At 65.7% G+C, this 11,754-nt stretch carries 10 protein-coding genes; 3 read left to right on the top strand and 7 right to left on the bottom strand.

Translation table 11 applies throughout. From position 1 onward, the window contains the following. Window positions 1-88: 88 nt before the first annotated feature. Complete coding sequence (locus tag ACYPYD_RS10275; protein WP_459663020.1) at window positions 89-1,453, bottom strand: MFS transporter; 1,365 nt, start codon at window positions 1,451-1,453, stop codon at window positions 89-91. A 175-nt stretch (window positions 1,454-1,628) separates the two neighbouring features. Continuing rightward, a complete protein-coding gene (locus tag ACYPYD_RS10270; RefSeq protein WP_008829184.1) occupies window positions 1,629-2,543 on the bottom strand; it encodes a LysR family transcriptional regulator in 915 nt (304 codons plus the stop codon). 69 nt (window positions 2,544-2,612) lie between these two features. On the opposite strand from ACYPYD_RS10270, the gene aroD reads away from it, so the two are divergent. Continuing rightward, the gene (gene aroD, locus ACYPYD_RS10265; protein ID WP_081799232.1) at window positions 2,613-3,650 is read left to right on the top strand and encodes a type I 3-dehydroquinate dehydratase; all 1,038 of its coding nucleotides are present in this window, start codon (window positions 2,613-2,615) and stop codon (window positions 3,648-3,650) included. Here the strand turns inward: aroD and ACYPYD_RS10260 are convergent. Then, the gene (locus ACYPYD_RS10260; protein WP_036530167.1) at window positions 3,637-5,031 is read right to left on the bottom strand and encodes an ATP-binding protein; all 1,395 of its coding nucleotides are present in this window, start codon (window positions 5,029-5,031) and stop codon (window positions 3,637-3,639) included. The genes aroD and ACYPYD_RS10260 overlap by 14 nt on opposite strands. Next, a complete protein-coding gene (locus tag ACYPYD_RS10255; protein ID WP_459663018.1) occupies window positions 5,031-5,747 on the bottom strand; it encodes a response regulator in 717 nt (238 codons plus the stop codon). Before ACYPYD_RS10255 ends, ACYPYD_RS10260 begins: the two co-directional genes overlap by 1 nt. A gap of 212 nt (window positions 5,748-5,959) precedes the next feature. On the opposite strand from ACYPYD_RS10255, the gene ACYPYD_RS10250 reads away from it, so the two are divergent. Then, window positions 5,960-8,302 (top strand): TonB-dependent receptor, encoded by a 2,343-nt coding sequence (locus tag ACYPYD_RS10250; RefSeq protein WP_459663017.1) that lies wholly within the window; start codon window positions 5,960-5,962, stop codon window positions 8,300-8,302. A gap of 24 nt (window positions 8,303-8,326) precedes the next feature. Continuing rightward, entirely contained in the window at window positions 8,327-9,007 is a 681-nt protein-coding gene (locus ACYPYD_RS10245) for a Fe2+-dependent dioxygenase (protein WP_459663016.1), read from the top strand. Between the two features lie 9 nt (window positions 9,008-9,016). On the opposite strand, the gene ACYPYD_RS10240 is transcribed toward ACYPYD_RS10245, so the two are convergent. Genes ACYPYD_RS10240 through ACYPYD_RS10230 form a run of 3 tightly spaced genes read right to left on the bottom strand, consistent with a single transcriptional unit; the run spans window position 9,017 to window position 11,549 of the window. Further along, window positions 9,017-10,000 (bottom strand): phosphotransferase family protein, encoded by a 984-nt coding sequence (locus ACYPYD_RS10240; protein ID WP_211150890.1) that lies wholly within the window; start codon window positions 9,998-10,000, stop codon window positions 9,017-9,019. 6 nt (window positions 10,001-10,006) lie between these two features. Further along, a complete protein-coding gene (locus ACYPYD_RS10235; protein WP_211150889.1) occupies window positions 10,007-11,215 on the bottom strand; it encodes a hypothetical protein in 1,209 nt (402 codons plus the stop codon). Between the two features lies 1 nt (window position 11,216). Continuing rightward, window positions 11,217-11,549: an EthD family reductase gene (locus ACYPYD_RS10230; protein WP_211150888.1), complete on the bottom strand. Its 333-nt coding sequence runs from the start codon at window positions 11,547-11,549 to the stop codon at window positions 11,217-11,219. Between the last annotated feature and the right edge of the window lie 205 nt (window positions 11,550-11,754).

The raw sequence follows: 11,754 nt of genomic DNA, 5'->3' as shown, positions 1-11,754 counted from the left end.
CGCCGGTCCCGACGGGCTGACAAAGCAAAACCCCGGGGCAGCGTCAGGCTGCCCCGGGGTTTTGCTTTTTTCGTTTGAGTCGCGGGCGTCAGTTTGCCCGGGGCATGCGGATCAGCGAGACGCACAGGCCCGCCAGCACCACCGGCACCGCGAAGATCGCGAAGATGACGGGCAGCGAAACCTTCTCGGCCAGCAGGAAGCCGCCCAGCATCGGGCCGATCACCGCGCCGATGCGACCCACGCCCATCGCCCAGCCGAGCCCGGTGCTGCGCGCTTCGGCAGGGTAGAGGCTGGTCGCCAGCGGGTAGCAGCCATTGAAGCCGCCCTGCACGAAGACGCCGATGAGGAAGGCGGTCAGAAGCGTTGCCGCCAGCGGCATGGCGACGGAACCGAATACCACCAGCGCACCTGCCGCCAGCACCATGTAGCCCAGGATCAGGCGGCGCAGATCGACGCGCATGGCGACATAGCTGAGCGAGGAGATGCCGATGAAGGCGCCGATGTTGTAGATCGCCCCGGCATAGATGGCATCCTTGGCCGGAAGGCCGGCTTCGACGGCGAGCTTGGGAATCCAGCTGATGACGAAGTAAAGCGTCATGAAGCTGAAGGTGATCGCCAGCCACAGCAGCATCGTGCTGGCGGCGCGGCCCTCGCCGAGCAGGCCGCGCAGGCCGACACGCTCGGCCTGGGCATCGGCTCGCTCGGGAAGGCGCTCGAGCGGGGCGCGGCCGATGGCGACGAGCAGGCGATTGGCCCGCTGCAGCGCGTTGGCCGGCTGGCGGGTGAGCAGGAAGTCCACCGATTCGGGCAGGAAGGCGAAGACCAGCGGGATCGAGATCAGGCACAGCGTCGCCGCGCCCAGCAGCATCGCCTGCCAACCGTGCGCCTCGATGTGCTGCGCGACGAGGAACCCCGTCAGGGTCGCGCCGACCGGGTAGCCTGCCTGCAGGAAGCCGACCGCGAAGGTGCGATGGCGCGCGGGTGCATACTCGGCGGTCAGCGCCGCCATGCTGGCAAGGACGGTGCCGATGCCGATGCCGACGATGAAGCGGGTGACGAGCAGTTCGGTCACCGATGTCGCGAGGCCAGAGCCGAACATCGCCGTCGCCATCATGATCAGCGAGGCGAGGATCAGCTTGCGGCGTCCGAACCTGTCGGCAAGCGGGGCGACCAGCAGGCCGCCGGCGGCCATTCCCGCAAGGCTGGCACTGAAGACGACGCCGAGGTTTTCCGGGCTGATGCGCCAGTCCGCCGACAGTGCCGGGGCGATGTAGGACAGGATCAGCACGTCCATCCCGTCGAGCATATTCAGCAGGAAGCAGATCGCCACGATCAGCACCTGACGGGCCGACCAGTTGTCTTCCCCATGCGTTACCTTGGCGTCGGCGGGCTGGCCGTTCACGGTGACGTAGGGACGCACGGACACCGATCCTGCGGCGGAATAACTGGCCATGGTAACGCCCTTCTCCATCCTCTTCGCGGCGCTTGCTTTGCGCCTGTGCCCGCCCGGTCTTGGAATACGTCCGGCTGTCGAACGGCATCGGCCTGGCGGTCCTTAACGGATCATGTCGTAACGGCAACGGCGCAATTCTCGCAGTGCACGCAATGATGTTCGGCATGCCGTTATGTTATGGATGAGAATGCGCTGCCGATCGCGGAAGGGCTATGAGAATGTTGCGCGCGATCTCCTCGAACGTCTCCCCTACCAGCGTTCGCGCGATTTCTAGGTTGCGGCTGACGTAGACGGGCAGGGTGCCCGGTTGCTCGAATTCCAGGAAGCGCACGGAATCGGCATGGGCCTGCATCGCCGTGAAGCTGTCCACCAGCGCGACGCCCATGCCGTTGGCGACGAAGGCCACCGCGGTCTCCGCAAAGCGCACGTAAGTCGCGACGTCCAGTTCCTCGCCCGCTTCCTCGTACATGCGGGCGATGATCTGCCCGTGCGGCGTTTCCTTGCGGAAGGACTGGATTCGCTCTCCCTGGATATCGGCGAGGGTGATGCGGGGGCGGTCCGCGAGGTGGTGCCCGGCGGGCACCGCGCAGACCATGCGGCCGGTGCCGATCCGGCTCGACAGCACGTTGGGATGATCGATCGGAAACACCGTCAGTGCATAGTCGCCGCGCTGCAGGGCCAGCCAGTCCACCGCCTGCTCCACCGAAAGGATATCGAACTGGATGGTGACTTCGGGATAATTCCCGGTCAGCCGCGAGAGCATCTGGGGCACCACCGAATGGCCCAGCGACGGCGATGCGCCGACCCGGAACGTGCGATCGACGCCCTTGGCCAGTCGCTGCACCACGTATTCGAGATCGCTGAAGCCCTTGAAAACGTGTTCCACTTCCTGAAACAGAGCCTGCGCCTCGGGCGTCGGCAGAAGGCGGCCGCGCGTGCGGTCGAACAGGCGAAAGCGCAGCTTGTCTTCCATGTGCCCGATCATGCGGCTGAGGCCGGGCTGCGACGTGCCCAGCATGCGCGCCGCGCCGCTCACCGTCTTGGTGATCATGACGGCGTGAAATATCTCGATCTGCCGGATCGTCAACATGCGCCAGCCTAGCCGATCGCAGGACGAGGCGACAAGCGATCTTGCCGCGCGCCGGGGCAGGTCAGGTTCATGGGCAAAGCACTCCTCGCGGCCTGCCCGGCCACACAAAAAAACGATGGCCGGGAGACTTCCATTATGAACGTGTACCATTTAGTACACAGCTATCCCGACCACAAGATCGGGCCGAAACACTCGCGGAGAATGAATATGCCTTTGATGCAGCGCCGACAGGCTCTCGCCCTCGGGGCCGTGGCGGGTATCCTGCCGACTATCGGTGCCAGTGCTGTGGCCGCCACGCCCGCCTCCACTTCCGGGACGAAGGTGCCGGTTCGCACCCGTCCCATCGTGATTCGCGATGTCGAGATCGGCGCGGGGCGGACGAAGACGATCGTGTCGCTGATCGAGATGACGCCGGATGCGGTGCTCTCCCGCGCGCGCCTGCTGGGCAGCATGGGCGAAGTCGATGTCGTCGAATACCGTATCGACTTCCTGGATCGGGCGCTCGACCCGCAGGTGGTCGCCGCGACCATGCGACCCGTGGCCGACGCTATCAAGGGCAAGCCGCTGGTAGTGACGTTCCGGACCAAGGCGGAAGGCGGCCAGAAGGCCATCGCGCCCGCGCAATACGCGGCGGTCTATCAGGCGATCCTGCAGACCGGCGCGGGCGATCTGTTCGATATCGAAGCGGCGCTGCTATCCGATCCGGCCGTCGCCGCGCTCAGGACGAGCGTGCAGGCGGCGGGGCGAAAAGTGATCCTCTCCCACCACGATTTCGCGGTGACCCCCTCGGTGGAGTTGATGGTCGGGCTCCTGCGCCAACAGCAGGCGCTGGGCGCGGATATCTGCAAGCTCGCAGTGATGCCGCACGATACCGGCGACCTGCTTCGCCTGCTGGAAGCGACCTGGATCATGCGCCGCGATCATGGCGACCGTCCGCTGGTGACGATGGCGATGGGCGGCATCGGCGCGGTGTCCCGTCTGGCGGGCGAAGCCTTTGGTTCCGCGCTCAGCTTCGGGGCGCTTGGTGATCCCTCGGCGCCGGGTCAGGTCAAGGTCGCCCAGTTGCGCGATACCCTGGCGATCGTGCACGACGCTATCGCGGGATAAAGATGCGTGCCTTGATGCCGCCCTCGTTCCGGTTGGTAATCTGCACGAAGCCGCCGTGCGCAGCAGCGATGGCGTTGGCGATGCTCAGGCCCAGCCCGAAGCCTCCGGTGACCGAACTGCGGGAGTGTTCGAGCCGATAGAATGGTTCGAACACCTGGGCAATTTCGGCTTCCGGGATGCCAGGCCCATCGTCGGTCACGATGATCTCCAGGGCCTTGTCGGAATCCGAAATCGCGATATCGGCCCGCCCGCCGTAACGTACCGCATTCTCGACTATGTTCTGGATGCAGCGCTGAAGGCTCAACCGGAAGCAGGACAGCGGCGCGGCCGCCTTGCCGGTAACGGTGACGGTGGCGCCGGTCTCCCGCATGTTCTGGGCCAGAACCATCACGAGGCTGTTCACGTCGACCGTCGATCTGATCCCTTCGGGTTCACCGCTTTGCATGAACGTCAGCGTGTCGTCGATCATGGCTTCCATGTCTGCCAGTTCGGAGCGGAATTTCTCGCGTTGAGATTCGTCTGCCAGCATCTCCGTGCGCAGGCGCAGGCGCGTTATCGGCGAGCGCAGGTCATGGGACACCGCCGCCAGAAAGCGCGAGCGTTCCGCCAGCATCTCCACGAGCCGGGACTGCATCCGGTTGAACGCTTCTGCCGCGCGGCGCACCTCGACCGGTCCCTGCGTGTCGAGCGGCGGGCTGTTGATGTTCTTGCCCAGAGCTTCGGCGGCGAGCGTCATGCGGGCGAGGGGCTGCATCGCGATGCGCACCGCGAACAGCGCGATCAGTACGACGATCAGGATACGCACCAGGTAGATGCGCAGGAAATAGTCCGCGATCGTGCCGAGGCGATGCGTGTCGGCGCCGTTTTCTCCTTCGACGCCGCGTACTTGCAGCCACACCGGCCTGCCGGGGACGTGAACGACTATGCTGTAGCGCACCGATGGCGCCCGCGCATCGAGCATCGACCATGTCCCCGCGGTCTGCCCCTCATCGCCGAGCAGTTCCATTTCCTGCACCCAGACGTAGAGGGGACGACCGTAACGGGCCTGCGCGACGTTTTGGATCAGGCGCTCGGTCTGGGAACGCTGGTGCGGCGGGGGCAAGTCGGCGGGCGGCGCGGTCAGCACCGTGGGCTGGAAAGCGGGACCGGCGATGCGCGCGGCCGTCCTCACGCGCTCCGCCTCGGGCTGCGCCTCGAACAGCTTCATCGTATCCGCCACTTGTACGCCGAGGACCCGCAAGGGTAGGTCGATCAGTTCGCTGTGCCGCCGATCGAACCAGATCGTGCTGGTCAGCGCCTGCGCCGCCAACAGTCCGGCGATCAGGATGCAGGCCATGCGGCCCGACAGCGAGTGCGGCCAGCGCCATGGAGCCCAGCGCATCACCCCTCGACGACCACATCGACCGCCAGTGCATAACCACCGTTGCGCACGGTCCGGATGATGCGGGGGCTGCGCACGTCCTCTCCCAGCATCTGGCGCAGGCGGCTGATGCACACGTCGACCGAGCGGTCCAGCGGATCGCGCTCCTTGCCGTAGACCTGCGCCGCCAGATAATCGCGGCTCAGGGTTCGATGTGGGTGGCTGAGCAGCAGGCGAAGCATCAGGTAATCCGCTCCACCCAGCTGCACGGCATCGCCGTCGGGTGCGGTCAGCCGGTTGCGCCGGGTATCGAGCCGCCATCCGGCGAACTGCAGTAGGCCGACTTCGTCCACCTGGTTGTCCGGCGGGAACTGGCGGGTGCGGCGCAGCACGACCTTGATACGCGCCAGCAGTTCGCGCGGGTCGAAGGGCTTGGGCATGTAATCGTCCGCGCCCATCTCCAGCCCGATGATCCGGTCGATCAGCGCGCCGCGCGCGGTCAGCATGATGACGGGCACGCGGGCGCGGTCGCCGATCATCCTGCATAGGGCCAGCCCGTCCACGCCCGGCATCATCAGGTCGAGGACGATCAGGTCGGCGCGGTTGTGCTCAAGCCAATGCCACATCGCTGCACCGTCCTGCGCCGCATGGGCCACCATGCCCGCGCCGTTGAGATACTCGCACAGCAACTCGCGAATGCCGGGATCGTCATCGACTACGAGGATTCTGTCGCTCATCGGCTGTCTGCCCGATCCACCGGGCCGGCGCTCGCCGATATCCACGTCCTGCAATTATGTAACGAAATGAAATAGGCCTTCATTGATTACATTCCATGACATAACGTTATGAAATAATACAAAAATATACCCGTTCCCCAGTATACCTGCTGTTGCCACCTGATAGGGGCGCTGTCGATTGCGAATGCATCGCATTATATCAGGGGTGAGCCATGAAGAAAGTTTCGTCCGGCACCGTCCGCCGGATTTCCACCACGCACATCGCATCGCTAGGCATGCTCGGCATGTTGAGTGTTCCGGCCGAGGCGCAGACTGCGGAAGAGCCGGTTTCGCTGGGCTCGGTGCGGGTGGAAGCGCCGATGATCGTCAACGGGCGCAAGCCGGAGAAGGTGCAGTCTCCCAAGATGACGCAGCCGCTGCGCGATACGCCGCAGAGCGTGAGCGTCATCACCGGCGAGACCATGAAGGAGCAAAACGCGCTCAGCCTGCAGGACGTGCTCAAGAACGTCGCCGGCATCACCTTTACCTCGGGCGAGGGCAATCTGGGCTGGGGCGACTTCTTCACGATCCGGGGCTTCTCCTCCGAGCAGAGCGTGACGGTGGACGGCGTGCGCGACGGGGGCATGTCGAGCCGTACCGACATCTTCAACATGCAGCAGGCCGAAGTCTTCAAGGGCACCGGCTCGGTCGAATCCGGGGTCTCGGCGGTCGGCGGCAGCGTCAACCTGGTGAGCAAGGAAGCACAGGCGGAGGATTTCTATCGCGGATCGTTCGGCCTCGGCAGCCAGAACTATCGCCGCGCCACGGTGGACGTGAACCAGAAGCTGACCGATACGACGGCGGTGCGGGTCAACCTCATGTCGCATTACAACCAGGTCGCGCGTCGCAACGAGGTGGACTACGAGCGCTACGGCGCCGCCGTGTCGCTGGCGACTGGCCTCGGCACGTCCACTCGCCTGTACCTCGACGGCCTACACCAGCGTGACGACAACACCCCCGATGGCGGCCTGCCGATCCAGCGCGGCACCGGCGGCCAGCGGATGCCGGGCGTGCCCAAGGATGCTTGGTACGGCGCGTCGAATTCCTACGCGCAGCATACCCAGGTCGACAGCCTGACCGGCAAGCTCGAGCACGATTTCTCCGATGCGACCACGATCCGCACCCAGGCGCGCTACGAACGCTCGGACAACTGGGGCGTCTATTCGCCCGCCCGCTTCACCGCGGCTGATGCCAACGGCAACAAGACCTGCACCGGCACCCGCTGCGCGACGCTGGGTTATGCGGGGCTCGGCGGGCTGACTTCGGTTGCGGGCGTCAGTTCCTACACCGATTACACCACGATCGACACCGGCGCTTACGGCTACCTGCGCGGCAACGATTTCGGTACGTCCAAGCGCTACGAGATCTACGACAGCCAGACCGACATCAAGACCCATTTCCACACCGGCGGCATCAAGCATGACCTGACGGCGGGTATCGAACTGTTCCGCGAATACTACGGCGACCACGAGCGCACCATGCTCGCACCGGCAGGCGACATGTTCTTCGACCTCGCCAACCCGCAGACGGTCTTCGCCACCACCACGGTGACAAAGGGCGCGGGCAACGCGCGCGCCAAGGTGGAAAGCGCCGGAATCTACATCAACGACACGATCACCCTGGCCGATCGCTGGGAAGTCCAGGCCGCGATCCGGGCCGACCGTTTCAAGGCGCAATCGGTCACCGCCAGTCGCAGTGACACCGCGATCGGCGGCCGCCTCGGCCTCGTCTACAAGCCGGTCGAGGCGGGCGCAATCTACGTGTCCTACAGCCAGGCGGCGCAGCCTTCGGCGGTGGGCCTGACCACTAACAACACCATCTATGGCGCGGCGGCCACTTCTGCGCTCAAGCCCGCCAAGTCGCGGACCTGGGAAGCGGGCAGCAAGTGGGACCTGATGGGCGGCGCCTTGTCCCTCACCGGCGCGGTGTTCCGCACTGAACTGTCGGATTCGTGGGAATACAACGCCGACGATACTTCTCCGGTGCGCGCGCTGCCTTCCAAGCGGGTGGACGGCTTCGAGCTGGAAGCGCATGGCGAGATCACGCCGCGCTGGTCTATCATCGCCAGTTTCTCGCGCCTCAAGAGCGAGATCACCAAGGGCGTGAACAAGGGCGTGAAAGCTGCCAACGTGCCAGACTGGAGCGGCAGCCTGTGGACCTCCTACAAGCTGGGCTCAGCAGTCGAACTGAGCTACGGCGCGCAGTACGTCGGCCATCGGCGCTATTCCAACAACAAGTACGTCGGCGGCCTCAACAACAGCGCCAGCTATGCGATGGGTCCTTCGGGCGTCTATGCGATCTACACGCTCGACGAGGAACGTGCCCCTTCCTACATCGTCCAGAATGCGGCCGTTCGCTGGCATGTCAGCGACAACGTCACCGCCAACCTCAACGTGCAGAACCTGACCAACAGGTTCTACTGGTCGCGCATCGGTTCCTCGCTGGATGGCTTCCAGCTCTACGGCATCCCCGGCGCCGGCCGCACGGTGACGGGCAGCGTGGACTTCGCGTTCTGATCATACCTGCTGCCGGAGTGCATGATGCTGCTTGAAATCCCAGACGTCCTGACCCCGGACGAAGTCGGCACCATGCGCCGCGCGCTGGAACAGGCCGACTGGCTCGACGGCAAGGTGACCGCCGGTGCCCAGTCGGCCAAGGCCAAGCGCAACGAGCAGCTATCCGAGACCCACCCGCTGGCCGAACGTTTCGGCCAGCGGATTCTCGAGGCGCTGGCGGGCAACGCCGTCTTCATGTCGGCGGCGCTGCCGCAGCGGATCTATCCGCCACTGTTCAACCGCTATGCGCCGGGCCACGATTTCGGGTATCACGTCGACAACGCCATCCGCCCGATCAACGGAACGCGCGAGCGGGTCCGCACCGATGTGTCCGCGACGCTTTTCCTCGCCGATCCCGACAGCTACGACGGCGGCGAACTCGTGGTGCGCGGGGCGTTCGGCACCCATGCGGTGAAGCTGCCCGCCGGTTCGCTGCTGCTTTATCCCGGCACCAGCATCCACCGCGTCGAGCCGGTGACGCGCGGGGTGCGGCTGGCGTCGTTCTTCTGGGTGCAGAGCATCGTCCGCGAGGATGCGCGCCGCGAGATGCTGCTGGACATGGACGTGGCGATCCAGCGCCTGACCCAGACCGGCGGCGATGCCGATGCGCTGGTGCAACTAACCGGCGTATACCACAACCTGCTGCGGCAGTGGGCCGAGGTCTGATCAAAAGGCTCAGCCCGCAACCATCGCCCGTTTCTCCAGCAGCGCCACGTAGGACGGGATCAGCGCCGCGAAGGCCTTGAAGCGCGGGTCGGCGATGCGGCCCGTCTCGAACAGGAACGCGCCGACCGAGATGATCGCCGCCACCTTGGCCTGACCCAGCACCGCATAACGATCGACGTCGACGGCGGTGCGGCCGGTGCCTTTCTCCCATTCCTCGACCATGCGCCCGGCGGACCACCAGCCGGGCAGCTCGAACCCGGCGTTGGCCAGCGACGCCTCGCCCTGATCGTGGAACATCAGCACGTAGCCAAGGTCCAGCAGCGGTTCTGAGACTTGCGCCATCTCCCAGTCGAGCAGGCCGGTGATGCGCCCCCGGTGCCACATGCAGTTGCCGTGCTTGGGGTCGCCGTGGACCGGCGTGGGCGTGCCGGAGGTGCGCGGCGGGCGGGCCACCAGATCCTCCAGCACCGAGACCAGACCGGGCGTGGAATCGGCCCCGCGCGCCACGTCCAGCCAGTGCTGCGCTTCCTCCGGCACGGTGCGGCCACCCGGCGGCATCGCCGATACCGGCATCCGGTGCAGCGCCAGGATCGCGTCGAACCACTGGCGGCAGACGCTTTCGGCGCCCTCGACCGGGTCGGCGGCGAGCCAGTCGGGCACGGCATATTCGAACGCCTCGCCCTCGATGCGGCCCATCAGGAAGAACGGGTCGCCCAGCACCTGCGGATCGTCGCACAGTTCCAGCACCGGGGGCAGGGGCACCCCCGGCGCGGCCTTCGACACGGCGCTGAGCACCGCGTGCTGGCGCACCATGTCGTAAGGCGGCAACAGGCCCTCCTCGGACGGGGGCATGCGCAGGATCTCGTCGATTCCCTCGACCAGATAAGTCTCGTTGGAGTGGCCGGCGGAGAGGGTCTTCACCCCCGTCACCCGGTTTCCGCGCGGCAGCCAGGCGCGAAGCCCGGCTGCCAGCTTTTCGGTATCGCGCGCCATGGCGGCTCAGACCAGCGAGTTTTCGGCGGTCAGCCCGAGTTCGGGATGCGCGCCGTGGATGATGGTCTCCATGATGCCGTAGCCGGTCCAGTCGCCCTCGGTCACCTTGATCGGGCAGTCGCGCAACTGACGGATGCGCTCTAGCGTCTTGCGGTCCAGCGTGTCGTCGAACTTCTCGCCCTCGACCGTCAGCGGACCGTGCCACGAACCGTGCTTGCGCCCGTCGAAGCCGAGGTAGAGGCCCGGGCCGAGGTGGACGCCCGAGGTGCCCACCACTTCCACCTCGATGGTGTGCGATCCGCCCTGCAGCATGTCGAAGTGGAGGCGGCCGCCGAGCAGGCGCCGGGTGCGGTCGTCGAAACGCAGTTCGGGGCGCACGCGGGCGATCTTCTCCTGCGTGCCGTCCGGGTTGTTGCGGTAGCCCGAGGAGTAGAAGATCCGCCCCTGCTTCGACTGGAAGTACATGTGATAGGCGACTTTCTCGCCGCTGGGCGAGACGAGCATGAACGGGCTCCAGATCAGCACGAACTCGCCCTGGCCGAACTTCACGTCGCCGAAGTCGGAGGTGGGGCGCACGTCGGCATTGTGCGCGCCCACGTCGAGGCGGGTGCCCCAGGAGTGGTCGCGGTACTGGGTCCATTCCTCGGGGTTGATCTCGATGCGCTCGCCCTCGACCTCGATCCAGCCGGAGGGGGTGCCGATCTGGTGGTAGCGGATCACATCGGAGCCGATGCGGAAGCCGTCCTTCTCGCGCTGCTTGTGGCGGTCCTCGAAGAACGGGGGCATTTCCGAGGTGAAGGTGATGTCGTAGGCGATCGGCTGCTGGTCGTTGGCGGCGCAGGCAAAGCGGACCTGGCGCAGCGGCTCGATGATCTCGTAGGAAAGCGGCCCGGCCTCGGTGACGAGCGGGTCGTCGCGCAACTCGCGGTTGGCGCGCACGGTCCACTGCTCGCTCCCGCGCGAGATCGCGGCCCAGCCGTCGAGAACGCCGCGGTTGTGGTAGCGGCCGAGCCCGAAATCGACGCCCATGGCGCCGTCCTTGCGCACGATCGCGGTCCAGATCTTCTCGGTCCAGCTCTGTTCTGAGGTGCTGACGGAGGCGAACGTATCGACGATCTGGTGGTTGAGATGCTCGTCAAGCGCCGTGATCATGCCGATGTCTTCCATCGCACTGCGCACGTAGCGCACCGGCGTGTTCAGCAGTGTCGAATTCATTTCAGGCTCCCTCTTTGATGTCTTCTTCCGCCAGCGTGCCGACCTGCAGGACGGGGGTGACGGTGGTGTAGTTGGGAAGGTCGGCGAACAGCGCCGCGCCGCATTGCGCCATGGCCTCGTCGAAGGCGGCGCGTGTGGCGAACAGCATTTCCGAGACGGCCCAGTAAGCCGGAGACGTGCCGTCGAGTGCGGCTTCGCCCAGCACGGTGCGCACGCTTTCCAGCCCGAACGGCGCCAGCAGGCGGCGCGCGAAAGGCGTGTGATGGTGCCGGTAATAGTCACCGTCGAAACGGCTGCCAGCGTCGTTCGGATAGACCGCGAGAATGCGAATCATCGCGCTTCGCCTTTCTGTTCCTGTCCCGCTGATCTGTTTAAATCGTCCGACGATTTAGTCTATAGAAAATCGTACCTGCTTTTCGTCGTCCCGGACTTGATCCGGGACCGGTGGCCGTCTTCAGGCAAGCGCCATTGCGCCATTGCGCCGGGCGCCTCGGCGTCAGGTGGGTTGATCACCGCCGGCGGTCCCGGATCAGGTCCGG

The organism is Novosphingobium sp. 11B, from assembly GCF_054589055.1.
Note: the sequence above shows the minus strand (reverse complement) of the source record. Positions and strands in the feature narration are given on the sequence as shown.